This is a genomic window from Chitinophaga sedimenti (assembly GCF_023156195.1).
Lineage (GTDB): Bacteria > Bacteroidota > Bacteroidia > Chitinophagales > Chitinophagaceae > Chitinophaga > Chitinophaga sedimenti.
The window spans coordinates 4198943-4214673 of record NZ_JAKUKA010000001.1; the positions used below are offsets into that span (position 1 = coordinate 4198943).

The 15731-nt window shown below is 49.5% G+C and carries 21 protein-coding genes; 11 read left to right on the top strand and 10 right to left on the bottom strand.

The window, feature by feature from the left end:
- Positions 1-125: 125 nt before the first annotated feature.
- Positions 126-1094: a pseudouridine synthase gene (locus MKQ70_RS23890; protein WP_248074793.1), complete on the top strand. Its 969-nt coding sequence runs from the start codon at positions 126-128 to the stop codon at positions 1092-1094.
- Between the two features lie 52 nt (positions 1095-1146).
- On the top strand, positions 1147-1869 hold the full coding sequence (locus MKQ70_RS23895) for an RluA family pseudouridine synthase (protein WP_248074794.1): 723 nt from the start codon (positions 1147-1149) through the stop codon (positions 1867-1869).
- A 109-nt stretch (positions 1870-1978) separates the two neighbouring features.
- Here the strand turns inward: MKQ70_RS23895 and MKQ70_RS43355 are convergent, their stop codons facing one another.
- The 4 genes from MKQ70_RS43355 to MKQ70_RS23915 all read right to left on the bottom strand — a co-directional run bounded on the left by MKQ70_RS43355 (position 1979) and on the right by MKQ70_RS23915 (position 3678).
- Positions 1979-2158 carry a thioredoxin domain-containing protein gene (locus MKQ70_RS43355; protein WP_248074796.1) on the bottom strand — a complete coding sequence of 60 codons (180 nt, stop codon included), beginning with the start codon at positions 2156-2158 and terminating at the stop codon, positions 1979-1981.
- 56 nt (positions 2159-2214) lie between these two features.
- Complete coding sequence (locus tag MKQ70_RS43360) at positions 2215-2613, bottom strand: redoxin domain-containing protein (protein WP_248074799.1); 399 nt, start codon at positions 2611-2613, stop codon at positions 2215-2217.
- 439 nt (positions 2614-3052) lie between these two features.
- Positions 3053-3472 (bottom strand): hypothetical protein, encoded by a 420-nt coding sequence (locus MKQ70_RS23910; RefSeq protein ID WP_248074801.1) that lies wholly within the window; start codon positions 3470-3472, stop codon positions 3053-3055.
- 23 nt (positions 3473-3495) lie between these two features.
- Positions 3496-3678 carry a hypothetical protein gene (locus MKQ70_RS23915; protein ID WP_248074803.1) on the bottom strand — a complete coding sequence of 61 codons (183 nt, stop codon included), beginning with the start codon at positions 3676-3678 and terminating at the stop codon, positions 3496-3498.
- Between the two features lie 101 nt (positions 3679-3779).
- On the opposite strand from MKQ70_RS23915, the gene MKQ70_RS23920 reads away from it, so the two are divergent.
- Together MKQ70_RS23920 and MKQ70_RS23925 are read left to right on the top strand one after the other, a co-directional pair.
- On the top strand, positions 3780-4118 hold the full coding sequence (locus tag MKQ70_RS23920) for a hypothetical protein (RefSeq protein WP_248074805.1): 339 nt from the start codon (positions 3780-3782) through the stop codon (positions 4116-4118).
- 76 nt (positions 4119-4194) lie between these two features.
- A complete protein-coding gene (locus MKQ70_RS23925; protein WP_248074806.1) occupies positions 4195-4785 on the top strand; it encodes a helix-turn-helix transcriptional regulator in 591 nt (196 codons plus the stop codon).
- A gap of 30 nt (positions 4786-4815) precedes the next feature.
- Here MKQ70_RS23925 and MKQ70_RS23930 read toward each other — a convergent pair whose 3' ends face one another.
- From MKQ70_RS23930 to MKQ70_RS23940, 3 genes are all read right to left on the bottom strand, one after another.
- On the bottom strand, positions 4816-5529 hold the full coding sequence (locus MKQ70_RS23930) for a LolA-like protein (protein WP_248074807.1): 714 nt from the start codon (positions 5527-5529) through the stop codon (positions 4816-4818).
- A 72-nt stretch (positions 5530-5601) separates the two neighbouring features.
- Positions 5602-6165, bottom strand: a complete 564-nt coding sequence (locus MKQ70_RS23935) for a DUF4412 domain-containing protein (protein WP_248074808.1) — start codon at positions 6163-6165, stop codon at positions 5602-5604.
- Positions 6135-6323, bottom strand: a complete 189-nt coding sequence (locus MKQ70_RS23940) for a hypothetical protein (RefSeq protein ID WP_248074809.1) — start codon at positions 6321-6323, stop codon at positions 6135-6137. The genes MKQ70_RS23935 and MKQ70_RS23940 overlap by 31 nt, the downstream gene beginning before the upstream one ends.
- A gap of 78 nt (positions 6324-6401) precedes the next feature.
- Between MKQ70_RS23940 and ade the strand changes: the two genes are divergently transcribed.
- Positions 6402-8045 (top strand): adenine deaminase, encoded by a 1644-nt coding sequence (ade, locus tag MKQ70_RS23945; protein ID WP_248074810.1) that lies wholly within the window; start codon positions 6402-6404, stop codon positions 8043-8045.
- 50 nt (positions 8046-8095) lie between these two features.
- On the opposite strand, the gene MKQ70_RS23950 is transcribed toward ade, so the two are convergent.
- Complete coding sequence (locus MKQ70_RS23950; protein WP_248074811.1) at positions 8096-9199, bottom strand: anhydro-N-acetylmuramic acid kinase; 1104 nt, start codon at positions 9197-9199, stop codon at positions 8096-8098.
- Positions 9200-9319: 120 nt separating this feature from the next.
- Here MKQ70_RS23950 and MKQ70_RS23955 point away from each other — a divergent pair, with 120 nt between their 5' ends.
- From MKQ70_RS23955 to MKQ70_RS23970, 4 genes are all read left to right on the top strand, one after another.
- Complete coding sequence (locus MKQ70_RS23955) at positions 9320-10048, top strand: von Willebrand factor type A domain-containing protein (protein ID WP_248074812.1); 729 nt, start codon at positions 9320-9322, stop codon at positions 10046-10048.
- Positions 9991-11289 carry a vWA domain-containing protein gene (locus MKQ70_RS23960; RefSeq protein WP_248074814.1) on the top strand — a complete coding sequence of 433 codons (1299 nt, stop codon included), beginning with the start codon at positions 9991-9993 and terminating at the stop codon, positions 11287-11289. Before MKQ70_RS23955 ends, MKQ70_RS23960 begins: the two co-directional genes overlap by 58 nt.
- A gap of 19 nt (positions 11290-11308) precedes the next feature.
- The gene (upp, locus tag MKQ70_RS23965; protein ID WP_248074816.1) at positions 11309-11962 is read left to right on the top strand and encodes a uracil phosphoribosyltransferase; all 654 of its coding nucleotides are present in this window, start codon (positions 11309-11311) and stop codon (positions 11960-11962) included.
- A 215-nt stretch (positions 11963-12177) separates the two neighbouring features.
- Positions 12178-13098, top strand: a complete 921-nt coding sequence (locus MKQ70_RS23970; protein ID WP_282457577.1) for a PorP/SprF family type IX secretion system membrane protein — start codon at positions 12178-12180, stop codon at positions 13096-13098.
- Here the strand turns inward: MKQ70_RS23970 and MKQ70_RS23975 are convergent.
- On the bottom strand, positions 13095-13718 hold the full coding sequence (locus MKQ70_RS23975) for a DNA-3-methyladenine glycosylase (RefSeq protein ID WP_248074818.1): 624 nt from the start codon (positions 13716-13718) through the stop codon (positions 13095-13097). The two genes, MKQ70_RS23970 and MKQ70_RS23975, sit on opposite strands and share 4 nt — an antisense overlap.
- Before the next feature lie 111 nt (positions 13719-13829).
- Between MKQ70_RS23975 and MKQ70_RS23980 the strand changes: the two genes are divergently transcribed.
- Both MKQ70_RS23980 and MKQ70_RS23985 read left to right on the top strand, forming a co-directional pair.
- Entirely contained in the window at positions 13830-14561 is a 732-nt protein-coding gene (locus tag MKQ70_RS23980) for an EI24 domain-containing protein (protein ID WP_248074820.1), read from the top strand.
- Between the two features lie 187 nt (positions 14562-14748).
- Positions 14749-15252, top strand: coding sequence for an SAM-dependent methyltransferase (locus MKQ70_RS23985; protein WP_248074822.1), 504 nt, complete (start codon positions 14749-14751; stop codon positions 15250-15252).
- Between the two features lie 89 nt (positions 15253-15341).
- Here MKQ70_RS23985 and MKQ70_RS23990 read toward each other — a convergent pair whose 3' ends face one another.
- A complete protein-coding gene (locus MKQ70_RS23990) occupies positions 15342-15731 on the bottom strand; it encodes a hypothetical protein (RefSeq protein ID WP_248074824.1) in 390 nt (129 codons plus the stop codon).

A 15731-nucleotide genomic window follows, 5' to 3' on the forward strand; every position in this document is an offset into this window, starting at 1 on the left:
AAGAAGGCAAATCCTTCGATCGTGAGAAAAAACCTTTCGATAAAGACAAGAAATTCTCCAAAGATAAAGGCGACCGCAAAGGCCGTAAAGGTGATGATCAGAAACCCAAATCATTCTTTGACGGAATGGACATCTGGGCCAGCGACAAGCCACGACGCGACGACCTGCATGAGCAACTCCCCGATTTTTCCAAACACATCGATGACGACTGGACCGATAACGCTCCTTACACCAAAGAAGGAGAGAAAGCCGAAAAAGGCCGCCGTCCCGAAGGTGCACAAACCCGCGCATCTATCCATCGCAAAAAGAAAACAGAAGAAGATCGCAGGCCCGGCCGCAAACGCATCGAAGTAAAAGATAAAAGTGCTAAAGAAGCCAGCGACGAAATGCCGCTGAACAAGTACCTCGCACACTCCGGCCTTTGCTCCCGCAGGAAAGCCGTAGATTATATCAAAGACGGTAAGGTTACTGTAAACGGCGTACAGGTACTGGAGCCAGCGACCAAAGTAACGCCGAAAGACCTCGTAAAGCTGAACGATAAAAAGCTGACGATCTCTAAAAACCTGGTGTACGTGTTGCTGAACAAACCGAAAGGTTATATCACCACCACTGACGATCCGGAAGGCCGCCAGACCGTAATGGAACTGGTTGCGGATGCTACTGACGAACGCGTGTTCCCGGTAGGTCGCCTGGACCGCAACACCTCCGGTTTGCTGCTGCTCACCAACGATGGTGACCTGGCGCAAAAACTGGCGCATCCTAAGCACAACATCAAGAAGATATACCACGTTGGCCTCGACAAACCGTTGACCAAAGCCGATTTCGAGAAAATCATGAACGGCGTGGAGCTGGAAGACGGCGTAGCGGGTGTTGATGCACTGGGTTATGTAGATAACAAAGACAAAACCCAGATCGGGATTGAGATCCACAGCGGTAAAAACCGTATCGTGCGACGTATTTTCGAACACACGGAATACAAGGTGGAGAAACTGGACCGTGTGATGTATGCGGGTCTTACTAAAAAGAACGTCAACCGCGGCAAATGGCGCTTCCTGACAGAGAAGGAAGTGATCTTGCTGAAACATTTTAAATAACGATCGTACAGTCCCGGCCACACCGGGACTGTTTTTTACATACAGATTCCATATGCGAATAGAAGACATCATCCTGTTTGAAAACGATGATTTAGTAGCGCTTAACAAACCCTCCGGCCTGCTTACCATCCCGGACAGGCACGACAATGAACTGGCTTCCTTACAAGGCTTGTTGAAAAAGAAGTACGGGCAAATTTTCACGGTACACCGCCTGGACCGCGATACCAGCGGGTTGATACTGTTTGCGAAACACGAAGCGGCGCACAAGTATCTGTCGCAGCTGTTTGAATCCCGCGGTGTACAGAAATATTACCTGGGACTGATCAATGGCGAGTTGCCTAATGAAAAGGGGAGCGTAGACCAGCCGATCATGGACCATCCTGTACAGAAAGGTAAAATGGTAACCAACGCCAAAGGACGCCCGTCGCTTACAGACTATGAGGTATTGGAAAACTTCAGCCTTTACAGTCTGGTTAAACTACAGCTGCATACCGGCCGCACGCACCAGATCCGCGTACACATGAAGTACCTGGGCCATCCGATTGCAGTGGACGAACTATACGGAACAGCCACGCCGGTTAAATTATCGGCGATCAAAAAGAAGTTCAAACTGGGAAAACATACGGAAGAAGAACGTCCGTTATTGAGCCGCCTTGCCCTGCACGCGTTCCAGCTGCACTTTACAGATATGCACGGTCAGAAGATGACCCTGGAAGCCCCGCTGTCGAAAGATATGCAGGCGGTACTGCAACAATTACGAAAACATAAGGCATAAAAAAACGGGGAAAAATCCCCGTTTCGTAAAATCAAAAACCAACCATTAAAAAAACAATTCAGGGAGTTACCCCAGTATATTTAGCTTACGCTTTTAAGTTTTGCAAACCTTATTTATTCGGCTGAGGTGTTGTTCTCAGGTAAGGTTTGATGATTTTGTGCCCTTTCGGGAAGCGGCTCGGAATTTCGTCCGTAGGAACCGACGGCACAACGATTACATCTTCACCATCTTTCCAGTCAGCCGGTGTGGCTACGCTGTACTTGGCGGTCAGCTGCAGGCTGTCAATCACGCGCAGTACTTCTACAAAATTCCTGCCGGTTGAAGCCGGGTACGTGAGCGTCAGCTTTACTTTTTATCCGGGCCGATCACGAACAGCGAACGTACCGTAAATGTTTCTGAAGCGTTCGGGTGGATCATACCGTAGAGATTAGCCACGGTGCGGTCTTCGTCCGCAATGATCGGGAAGGTAACGTTACAGTGCTGTGTCTCGTTAATATCACCTACCCACTGATTATGTTTGTCTAAAGGATCTACACTTAGTGCCAGTACTTTCACATTACGTTTCTCGAATTCACCGTTCAGCAAAGCCGTTTTTCCTAATTCAGTTGTACAAACCGGCGTAAAATCGGCAGGGTGAGAGAACAGGATACCCCAGGAGTCACCGAGGTAATTGTAGAAGTCTATTTCGCCTTGCGTGGTTTGAGCCTTGAAATTTGGAGCTATATCACCTAACCTTAAACTCATGATCATATCAGTTTTACGGTTTCAAAAATACCGATTTCCTATAAATATTATAGACTTATGGCACTTTTTTTGGCTTTTTTTGATGAATGGGGCCATGATATTGCAGTTCAGCGAACCACTCCTTGCCTGTTAAGGGTTTCCGGGCGATTTCACCTCCAAAAAAGGGGGATTATGGCCAATATTTTTAGGGGCCATTCACCCCAACGTGATCAAAAAAACGGCCCCGGACTATGTAGCAGTAAAAAAGAAGAATTTTGGGGTATGTTCATCGTTTCGTCCGGAGCCGAATAAGCTGATGATTGCGGGCGTGGGGTTTTAGAGGGCTTCATGGGTAACAAACAAAGGGCATTTGAGGGTAACGAACAATGCCACGCACCGCAATCATGTCACTAATTTTTAATTCGTTGCTGATTTATCACCAGTCGTATTGATAGAACGATTAGATACTTTCCTGTTTCCAGGCGTAGTATGCCAGGGTATATTTTACGTCGTCGGCCAGTTCTGCCTCTTTACGGGCATACAGGTCGTCAAATTCCAGTTCGAGGTAACCGAGGTAAATCCGGTAGCATTGAGCGAGCTGGCTCATGCAATTGCCGATTTCTTCGGTATAGGGAGCGGCAGGCGCAGGCAGTACCTCGGCATTATCGATGTAGAAACAATGCTCATTTACATAATCCACCCATTCGTCCTGGCGCGTGTAGTGCGGCTTAGACAGGCTGAAGCGGATGTTATCAAATACCACGGGCGCGCCAAACTGTGCTTCCAGGTCGATCAGTTCAGGACCGTCCTGCATTTGCTCCAGTTTCTGAACGATGGCCATTTGCATGGCTTCACTCTTTTCTTCCATGGCGCGGAACATGTTGTTGAGTACCTCGTAGTTGGTTACGAAGTCGCAACGCTTCCAGCCTTCGGCTGTTTCAGGTAACCCCAGATCGTGAGATAGTGGGAGTTGTCAAGTATGATCTGGCCTACAGAGATGGCCGCTGCTTCTGGATCCTCGCTGTTTGTGTAGTTACCTTTTTCATATTCATATCGATTAATAACACTACAAAAGTATAAGGTCATTACGCACAGGATTTGCGTGGTGATTTATCATCAAAAAAATGCTGAAAAAGTTTCCTCCCCGGAGAATTGCCTTATTTTTAGCGCGACTAATTTTAGCCTGTATGCCTAAAAACAAGGACGCCCTTTCCCGATACAGATGGATCGACGAGCGCCTGCGCAACAAGCGCCAACCCAGGCCCACCCTGGAAGACCTCATTAAATACGTGTCCGATAAAATGGATACGGATATCTCCATGCGCACCATGCAGAAAGATATACAGGACATGCGCAGTGACAGGGAGCTGAATTATATGGCCCCGATCGAGTACGATCGTAAAACCAAGGCCTATCATTATACGGATGAAAACTTCTCCATCAACAGCATCCCGATCGACGAAGCCGACCTGCAGGGGCTGGAAATCGCCATCGGCATCTGGAACAGTTCCGCAGCCTGCCAGTGATCCAGCAGTTTGAGGACGCCATCCTCAAGATTGCCGCCGGCCTTAAAATGAACCGGGAAGCCCGGAGAATCAGGGCATGATCAAATTCAGCCGGACCAACCAGTACAAAGGAGCGGAACACATTGCCACCATCGTGGACGCGATCAAAAACCTGGAAGTGATCCGTATTGCGTACCAGAGTTTTGGTCGCAACGAACCCAAGGAACACTGGGTGGAACCCTACCACGTACGCGAGTACCAGCACCGTTTTTATTTGATCGGCAAAAGCCAGAAAGCGAAAGAGGACGGCGCACTGCTGACGTTCGCACTGGACCGTATGGTTGATATATGGCCCACCAATAAGCACTTCGACAAAAAGAATTTTGATGATGCCTCTTATTTCCAGCATGCCATCGGTATTACGGTGCCGGGCGGGGAGCCGGAACAGATAGAGCTGTCGTTTACTCCCTTACAGGGAAAATATGTGAAGTCGCAGCCGCTGCACCCCACACAGCAAACCACCATCGATAATGAGCAGGAATGCCGGGTAACGTTAAATATCGTGGTGAATCACGAATTACTGATGCTGCTGCTGAGTTACGGGGCGAACGTGAAAGTGCTGCAGCCTGCAACATTGGTGCAGCGCATAGCGGAAGAAGCAAAAGCGATGACAAAGTTGTACAAATAAAAAAGGCCGGCATATACCGGCCTCCCTGTTTTATTTTGCGGGCTTCTTAAATAGCGCGTCGTCCAATGGTTTATTCACTTCCACTTTCGTGAGTTTGATCGTAGCCATCTCTCCCTGCTCCAGGGTATACGGCACCACCAGTCCTTCCGGTGTTTTGTGATAGTCAGACATCTTCAGCGTTGTGGCCACGTCCTGTCCCTCTACGTTCGCATCGATATCTATTTTGTTGATGTAATAGGTATGTGCATCCACGTACAGGTCCATTTTAGCGCCTGACGCTTTTTCCAGGTGCAGTTTGAATTCATCCTGCCCGCCATTACTTTCTTTGCCAAGCAGCGTCACTTTCCAGCCTTTTTCGGCATAGTTGAACAGGTCTGTGGACAAATCAGTTTGTTTCAACAGTTCGTCCAGTTTATCAGCCGGCAGGTCCTGCGGCTCGGACATCCCCATGATCGGCATCAGCATCCAGCCGGTTGTTTTATGGATCGCCTGAATGTTTTTGGCGCCCATCACTTCAAACTCGATACGTAATGACTCCTTGTTCTTTGTATACACCTTCATTGGCAAATCCATGCCCATCGTGCCGATGGTACCTTCGGTATAAAGTGTTTTAATGTTATCATAGATCTTTTCGCCGCCCATAGCCTTTTTATGACTGGCGATAATCTGGTCTGCTGTCTGTGCCATTACACTGCCGCTAACAAACAGGCAGGCCGCAAAGGACAGGGATTTTAATAAATTCATTCGGTCGTGTTTCTGTAAATGTATAAAAAAATGGCCCACTGTATCAGCAGGCCTGTGTTAAAGTTTTACCAATCAGGACGGCTTTTTGAAAAGCGCTTCGTCGATCGGTTTATTTACTTCAATTTTAGTCAGTTTAAAGGTGATGGGCGGACCAACGCTTTCCTGTACCATCGAGTAGGGAAATACATACCCTTCAGGCGTCTTTTTAAAATCACTCATGCTGGTCTTGATAGTAACGCTCTGCCCGCTCACTTTCAGATCGGCTTCACTGTGTACCATATAATAGGTGGTAGCGTCGATCAGCATGGTAGTGGACAACCCCTCCGCGTCCGTGAGTTTTAATTTGTAGGTCTGTTGTCCGCCGGTGGTTTCTTTGCCTACCAGCTCCAGCTTTTTATTGAGTTCTTTGTAATTGACCAGCTCTCCACCCAATGCCAATCCACGTTTGGCAAGTTTGTGCTGGTCGGCGGGGAGATCAACGGGCGAAGACATCTGCTGAACCGGCATCAGCATCCAGCCAAAATCGGAAGTGACAAACTGGATGTTTTCTTCGCCATTATACTCGAATTGCAGGCGCATCGCTTTATTGTTGATCTGGTAAAGTTTCATTGGCAGTTCGGCGCCGGGAACCTCCATGCTGCCTTCGGAGTAAACGCTGTTGAGGGTTTTGATTTTTCTGCGCCGCCCATGGCGTCGATGTGTTTTTGTACGATTTCTTCGGCGGTCTGTGCCTTCGCGCTGGTTATTACGGTGAGCGTAACCAGTGAAAGGGCTAACATCTTTAAAGCTCTCATAAATGCAGTTTAAGAATGGTGAATATTTGTAGTTGATACCTGTCAACTAAAGATACGTAAAACCATTAGATTTACGGAATGAACACATTTACGCTGACGGCCAACCTGGTCGACATTCCGGGCAAACGTACCTGGCCCGCTCACATCGCCGTTGAAAACGGCCGCATCCGCAGTATTACGGCTGCGGAAACCGCCACAGGCTATGTGTTGCCGGGCTTTATAGATGCACATGTGCATGTGGAAAGTTCTATGTTAATTCCTTCTGAATTTGCGCGGCTGGCCGTGGTGCATGGTACCGTAGCCACGGTGTCCGACCCGCATGAAATTGCGAACGTGCTGGGTGTGAAAGGTGTAGAATATATGCTGGACAATGGCAAACAGGCGCCTTTCAAATTCTGGTTCGGAGCTCCGTCGTGCGTACCGGCAACGGTGTTTGAAACTGCGGGGGCGGCGGTTACAGCGGAAGATGTAGACCAGCTGCTGCAAAGACCCGACGTAGTGTATCTTTCTGAAATGATGAATTTCCCCGGCGTTTTGATGCAAGACCCGGAAGTGATGCAAAAAATAGCTTCCGCGAAAAAGTATGGGAAGCCTGTAGATGGGCATGCGCCCGGACTTCGGGGTGACGATGCACGCCGGTATATTGCAGCCGGCATCAGCACGGACCATGAATGTTTTACGGCGGAAGAAGCGTTGGACAAACTGCAATACGGCATGAAGATATTGATCCGCGAAGGCAGTGCGGCGCGCAATTTTGAAGCGCTGGCACCTTTGTTGGACGAGCACTATGCGAACATGATGTTTTGCAGTGACGATAAACACCCGGACAACCTCGTGGAGGGACATATCGACGTACTCGTGAAACGCGCATTGGCAAAGGGAATTGACGTGTACAAAGTATTACAGGTGGCCTGCATCAATCCCGTTCAACATTATAAACTGGATGTAGGATTGTTGCAGATCGGCGATCCGGCTGACTTTATCGTCGTGGATGATCTGCAAAACTTTACAGTGCAGGCTACTTATATCAATGGACAGCAAGTAGCGGAGGGTGGGCAAACACTCATCCCCAGCATACCTTCGGAGCCCGTAAATTACTTCCATGGCCGGCACTGGAAGCCGTCGGAGTTTCGCATTCCCGCACCACCAGACGCGGGCGATTACGTTACTGTAAAAGTGATAGAAGCACTCGACGGGCAACTGATCACCAATACTATCACCGCCGAACTGCCTGTCATCAATAACTTCGTCACGACAGATGTGGCGCACGACGTATTGAAAATCGCCGTGGTGAACCGTTACAAAGAAGCGCCGGCAGCCATCGGCTTCATCCGCAACTTTGGCTTGCAGGAAGGCGCGATCGCCTCGTCGGTGGCGCACGACAGCCATAATATTATCGTGGTGGGGGTGAGCGACGAAGATATCTGCGACGCTGTGAACGAAATTATCCGCCACCAGGGCGGCGTTACGGTGACATTAAACACATCTTCCCAAACTTTACCTTTACCGGTAGCTGGCTTGATGAGCCCACTCGACGGCTACGAAGTAGCACGCAGGTACAGCGAAGTGGATGCTGCGGCAAAAGCCCTGGGCAGCACGCTGGAGGCGCCTTTCATGACATTATCGTTTATGGCGTTGCTGGTCATCCCACATCTCAAACTCAGCGACCTGGGGTTATTTGATGGTGATACGTTTTCCTTCACCGAAGTGCTATTAAAATGAAAGACGCCCGGGCATGTGCCCGGGCGTCTTTTTAATGTTGATATTTTTATTTACGCTTGGCCCATCCACAACGCTCCACCAACGCTGTTGCGCGAAGCGCCGGTTACAGACGATAACACATTTTCTTCCTGCCTCCAACGCAATGCGCCGATTAAGGCCATAATAATCGCTTCTTTGTAAGCCACCGTTTGCTCGTCCGGCACCACCACATCGATACCCAGTTGCTCCAATTTGTCATGAATTCGCTGCACGAGAAACGTATTGAATGCGCCACCGCCCGTTACCGGGAGTTTCCTGGCCGGCACCGTGGGCGTAATACCCGGATGAATTTTCAGGATCGCTTCATATACCTGCTGCGCCACGTGCTCTACGTACGTGCGTAGTTTACCCTGGATTGAAATACTGTGCTCGCGGATGATTGGCAGCACAATGTCGGTTCCGAATTCGTTAGCCAGCGACTTAGGGAAATTTTGCCCGTAATATGGCAAGGCGTTAAGTCGTGCAAGCAACGCTTCGTCCACAATACCGTTGGACGCCAGGACGCCGTTTTCGTCGTATTCGCGGCCCAGCTGCTGCGACAACGTGTTCAGCACACGATTAGCGGGACAAATATCAAATGCCACAAATTTACCGGCGGCTGTTTCCGCAGAAATATTCGCGATGCCGCCGAGGTTAAGCCAACCCGAGAAGCCCGGCAGCAAAAGCTTTTCGCCAATCGGTACAATAGGCGCCCCTTGTCCGCCCAATGCCACATCCATCGCGCGAAGGTCGCTGATTACCGGCAAGTTGGTAACCGCACTGATTGCAGCGCCATCGCCAATCTGGGCGGTCATACGCTCTGCGGGAGCGTGAAACACGGTGTGGCCGTGCGATGCAATAAAATGCACCTGGTGGTCCAGTTGATGTTGCTGAATAAAATCATTCACCTGCTCGCCCAGGTAGTGCCCGTAGGCGCTGTGCAGCAACAGGTATTCTTTAGCGGATAATTGCGGGGCGCCGGCAAGTTTCCCGAGCCATTCGGCGGTGTAGGGTTTGCAATCGGCCGCCACAATGGCGTACGTCCACTGCCCCCTGACTTCCGTTAACTCTGCAAAAACGATGTCCAGCCCATCGAGCGAGCTGCCGGACATTAAACCGATCACCTTATATACCATGCCTGTTTTTTTGCGCAAAGGTAAAGTCATTGGCGGAAAAAGAAATTTTGAAAAAAGAGGATCGTGTTTATGGAATACCTGATTTCCACTGCATCCTGTTGTCAGAACAAAGAAAAAACCATGAAGCATACATTTGTCACCCTACTGATATTATTACTGGGCATTGGCGCCCAGGCGCAAACCCGTGTGGTAAAAGGATTGGTAAAGGACGAAAACGGGCAACCTTTGCCTGGTGTGAGCATCCAGATTACCAATACCAATAAAGGCTATACAACAAACACCCAGGGTGTTTACTCGGGCGCTTTCCCACAGTTGGCGACATCGCTGACGATAAGCTATATCGGATATGATCTGCAGGTGGTGCGCCTTCCGGCGGGTAAAAGGGATACGACGGTTAACTTTTCCCTGACACCCAGTCAGCAGCAGCTGAAAGATATCGTGGTGGGCTACGCAATGCAGGAGAAAGCTGCCGTAGCAAGCGGCTACGTTCAGGCACAGCGCCGGGAACTACGTAGAAGCAAACGCGAAGCCCCGGCCCCCCGCCCCATGAACACGGAAGACTACAGCGCCATCAACGAAAACATCTTCCACCAGGTTAAAAACCGGCCACTGAGCACATTTTCAGCGGATGTGGACAGGGCTTCGTACTCCAACGTGCGCCGCTTCCTGAACCAGGGTTTGATGCCGCCGAAAGATGCGATCCGCACAGAAGAAATGATCAACTACTTCGATTACCAATATGCGCAGCCAACGGACGACGCGCCGGTGGCGATACATACAGACATGGCGGTTTGTCCCTGGAACAGCGCGAACCGGCTGGTGCGTATCGGCATACAAGGAAAAAAGTAGATGTAAAGGACCTGCCAGCCTCCAATATTGTATTCCTGCTCGATGTATCCGGCTCGATGAGCGATGAAAACAAACTGCCGCTGGTGAAACAGGCGTTCCGCGCACTGGTGGCACAGTTGCGCGCGCAGGACAAAGTGGCGATCGTGGTTTATGCAGGGGCTGCCGGTCTTGTGCTGCCTGCGACATCCGGCGAACACAAAACCCGTATCCCGGATGCGCTGGATAAATTGTCGGCCGGCGGCTCCACGGCGGGCGGACAGGGTATTGAACTGGCCTATAAAGTGGCAGTAGAGAATTTCGTAAAAGGCGGCAACAACCGGGTGATACTGGCTACAGACGGAGATTTCAACGTAGGCTCTTCCAGCGATGCAGACATGCAACGGCTGATCGAATCAAAGAAGGAAAGCGGCGTATTCCTGTCCGTACTCGGTTTCGGCATGGGCAACTATAAAGACAATAAACTGGAAACCCTTGCCGATAAAGGTGATGGCAACTATGCTTACATCGACAATTTTGAAGAGGCGCGCCGCATTTTTGTGACCGAATTTGGTGGCACGCTGTTTACCATTGCGAAAGACGTGAAACTGCAGGTGGAATTCAACCCGAAGCTGGTAGCAGCTTACAGGCTGATTGGCTATGAAAACAGGGCGCTGAATGACGAAGACTTCAACAATGATAAAAAAGATGCGGGCGATATGGGCTCCGGCCATACCGTTACGGCTTTGTACGAAGTGGTACCTGTTGGCACCCCCATGGCTGCCGGGCAGGTGGACCCGCTAAAATACCAGCAGTACATTACCGGTCCGGGAGCGACCAGTGGCGAAGTACTCACCGTAAAAGTACGCTACAAAAAACCGGATGGTAACAAAAGCATGCTCTTATCCAAAGTATTGAACAGCTCTTCGCAGCCTATCGACAATGCACCGGCCGACTTCCGGATGGCGGCTGCCGTGGCCGAATTTGGGATGCTGCTCCGGGATTCGGAATTTAAGGCGAACGCCAGCTACGGCCAAGTGATTAACATGGCCGCCGGGGCGAAGGTACAGACGCGGAAGGTTACAGGGCCGAATTCATTCAATTGGCAAAGAAGGCCGCCCTGCTGCACCCGGATGTGGCAAAAGCAGAATAAGCAAATTTTTCACCAGGAAGATAAATTAACCCGGGAAGCGGCCACAAGGCCGCTTCTTCTTTTAAAACAACACGTATTTTGCAGTCGGTTTGCCAATAAAGTGGTATTTTGAAACAGTAAACGGGCAATGTATGATCATCAATCTCAGTGAATTAAACTCTCTTGTAGGCGATTGGCTGGCAGATATCCGCGACGTGGAAGTGCAGAACGACCGCATGCGTTTTCGCCGAAACCTTGAACGGGTGGGCGAAGTAGCAGCTTATGAAATCAGCAAAATGCTGGATTTCGTAGCCAGGGAAGTGCAGACCCCGCTGGGTACCGCCAACTGTATGGTCATAAAAAACCAACCGGTTATCGGCACAATATTAAGGGCAGGGTTAGCGTTACATCAGGGTTTAGTCAATTATTTTGATAAAGCGGACCATGCGTATATCTCGGCCTACCGGAAACACAACCACGACGGTTCGTTCGACATTAGCCTGGAATATGTTTCATGCCCTGCGCTGGATAACAAAGTGCTTATTCTATCGGATCCTATGCTGGCGACCGGCGCCTCACTGGTAAAAACGATCGAACACCTGATGGTTTATGGCAAACCCGCTCATATTCACATCGTTACGGCCATTGCCTGCACCATCGGCATCGAATACGTGCAACGCATCACCGATGTGCCGCTCACGATCTGGGCAGGTGATGTGGATGACGAACTAACTGCTAAAGGATACATTGTTCCCGGACTCGGTGATGCAGGCGACCTTGCATTTGGGGCAAAAATGCAGCAGTAAAGGGCCTTTTTACCTGGTAAATCGATACTTATTATATAATTTTAATTTGAAATATGACATTATTCATGTACTTTCACATTGTATAGTGTCTGGAGTATCTACCCTATACGAAGAACCTGTATGAAACGATTACTACTATCTTTAGCCATAATCTTGTTTTTGACACGGACTGCCAGTGCACAGGATCCGCACTTCACGCAATTTTTGCGTCACCGCTGACACTGAACCCGGCTTACACCGGCTACTTTTCCGGAGATGTCCGTTTTGCAGCCAACTACCGCTCCCAGTGGCGCAGCATAGCATCGCCGTTTATTACCGGTACTGCGTCTGCCGACTTTTCCATCTTAAAGAATGTAATTGCTTATAATGATATATGGGGTGTGGGCGTGATTGGCTTGTATGATAAAACAGGCGCCGGTGCGCTGACATCCAACTATGTTGGCCTGAGCACTGCCTACCATAAGGGACTTGACCCGGAAGGCCTGCACACACTGGGTTTAGGCGTCCAGGTAGCGTGGGTGTCTAAACGTGTAGACCCGACGAAGCTGATTTTTGAGAACCAGATTGATAACAACGGTTACAACCCTTCTATTCCAAGCAACGAAAATATTCCCAACCCGAGCATCGGTTACCCGGACTTCAATGTAGGCCTACTTTACAACGGCCTGATCGGCGAAAACTCCAACATGTTCCTGGGTGCTTCCTACTACCATATTACCCAGCCCACAGAAACTTTCATGGACCAGAACAACAACCGCCTCAGCTACCGTTATACGTTCCAGGGTGGTGGTTCGTTCCCTGTAAACGGCAACAACCGCATTCACATGAGCGCGCACTACATGCGCCAGAATGAGGCCACAGAAACTGCGTTCGGTGGCGCTTACGGCTTTTTGCTGAATGGTATGCCCGAAGATCCGACCACCTTTTACATTGGCAGCTGGTATCGTTTAAAAGACGCGGTAAACCCATATGTAGCGCTGGAAATAAACGGCCTGCAGGTGGGCATCAGCTACGACATGAACGTATCTACCCTGAAGCCAGCATCGCAGTACAGGGGCGGCTTTGAACTGTCGATCATCTACATCCGCCGCCACAACGAAAATTCAAAATATAAAACATTGTGTCCCCGCTTCTAAAGCGGGAGTGCGTTGAGCCCTTTTCCTCTGCTGACCCATGGATTATTTTTCAGGGAAAAGCGATAGGGCAATAAAGCATCTTCTTTTGCGTAGGCCACGCCTACCCGGGTGCCAGCTACAATTTGAGTAGCTGGCACTTTTGTTTTGCCTTCTTCTATCCAGATTTCGTTGCCGGTTAAATCCGTGCCCGTATGACTGGTGTGGATGCCCAGCGCTTTGGTTAAACTACCGGGGCCGCCGGTGAGCGTATAATCCAGCTTCGTTTTCTTACACCTTTCCAACATGACATCGATCCCCTCGAGTGGTTGCAAAGCCCTTACGAGCACGGCATGCGGCACGTCACGGTGATTGGTGACCACGTTAAACAGGTGATGAATACCATAGCAGAGATATACGTAGGCGAGTCCGCCCGGGGCGTACATAATTTCCGTGCGGGCAGTGCGGCGGCCGCCAAATGCGTGCGAAGCTTTGTCCTTTACACCGGCATAGGCCTCGGTTTCCACGATCACGCCACTTGTTCGCATATTGTTAAATTGTGTTACCAATATTTTTCCGAGCAATGATTTTGCTATCTTACACACGTCCTGTTGCTCGTAAAATTCGCGGGCTACTTTATCCATCCTGTAAAAATGCATTAATTTAGAATGCAGGTCTAAGTTACTGGTAAAGCTCATTATGTCACATATAAAAAATTAATAGGTTTTGTTTTCGTTCAGAGAGTTCTGGGTGCGTTGCAGGCGTATGGCAAAGCACATCAATTCATCATCAAACACCGGTTATGGAAGTGGATTATCATTCCCGGTGTGATTTACTGTTTGTTGTTTATACTGGGCACGTTCTTCGTGTGGAGTTATTCTGGCGAGTTCGTGGAATATCTTTTTAACCTGTTGCCGCTAAAAATGTGGATCGCAGACCTGGAAAAAGTTGGGTCAACTTTTTGTTCCTGCTACTGGGCTTTTCTATCCGCATTATATTTTTCCTGTTATACGCCTCCTTTTAAGTATTTGTTTTTAATAGTGGGCTCACCGGTTTTTGCCTACCTCTCGGAGAAAACGGAAGCCATTATCCAACATAAAGATTTTCCTTTTAGCTGGAAACAGTTGATGGAAGATATTATCCGCGGTATAAAACTTTCGTTCCGCAATCTCTTGTACCAGACGGTATACATGTTCCTGGTTTTCCTGCTGGCCTTTATTCCCGTGGTGGGGTGGATTACGCCGCTCATTGCACTGATTTTAGAAAGCTATTATTTTGGATTTTCGATGATGGACTACAGCTTCGAGCGCCGCCGCTGGACCATGGGACAGAGTATTAATTATATTGGCCAGCACCGCGGTATGGCCATTGGCAACGGTGTAGTATTTTATATCATGATGCTGGTGCCTGTTATCGGCTGGATCGTAGCGCCCTGCTACGCTGTAATCGCCGCTACTATTCACCTGCAACAACAACGCCTGCCATGAGCCAATTAGGAAAAGTTTACCTGCTGCCGACGGTATTAAGTCCGGACGCACTTTTTACCATACCCGCCTACATTACTGACCGCTCGCGGCAGATCAAAGTATTTTTGTAGAAAATGAACGTACTGCGCGGCGCTTCCTGAAAGCGCTGGACCGCAACATCAATATAGATGAACTGGAGCTGCACCTCATGCACGAAAACCATGCACCGGACCTGAATGTGGCGAAAAAAGCACTGCAGGCGGGAAAAGACATCGGGATATTGAGCGAAGCCGGATGCCCTGCTATTGCCGATCCGGGCAACCTCGTGGTACATGCGGCGCACAGTATAGGCGCTACCGTGGTTCCCATGGTGGGACCGAGTTCTATATTATTAGCATTGATGGCATCGGGGATGAACGGGCAGAATTTTCAGTTTATCGGTTACCTGCCAATAAAACCGCCGGAGCGTGGCAGAGCCATTAAGGAACTGGAGTTAACAAGCCAGAAAAACGGGCAAACACAATTGTTTATAGAAACGCCTTACCGGAACGGCCAGATGTTTAAAGATATTCTCGCTAACTGTAAAGACCAAACGCTCCTCTGCATAGCGGCCGACCTGACCGCACCGCAAGAATACATCCGCACATTACCCATTAAAGAGTGGAAAAAATGCCGGAGCCTGCATTACACAAGCGTCCGGCAATATTCTTAATCATGGCGGGTTGAGCGCCTTGTTGCGGTTGAAGTGAGTGACACAGCGGCGGCTGAAAAAAGATCAGCGGCTGGTCACATTAAAAGCCACTATGGTAAAGTAGTGCTGGTGGGAGACGGGCTTACGCTGATCACACTGTCCACAATATATTTGCTCATCCCCCGCCAGGGCAATGCGCCCCGGTACTCCCTGTAATGTACATTTACCCATTTGCCGCTGTTGGTCATCAGCTGCTGGGCAACTCTTTCGTCCTCCACCGAAAACTGGAACTCGTTGGATTGAAACGATCCGGAGGCGCCCTTGAAGCCGACCTGTATGATTTTTGCTTCGTAGGTTTTCCAGATGTAGCCTTTTTTCATGATGTAGTTGAGCTCTCCTGCGCGCGGGCCTTCGCCAAACACGAAAAAGAACTGGAACCAACCCCAACCCAGGATCAGCAGTACGATGACCACCGTAATAATTGTAATGAAACGACGCAT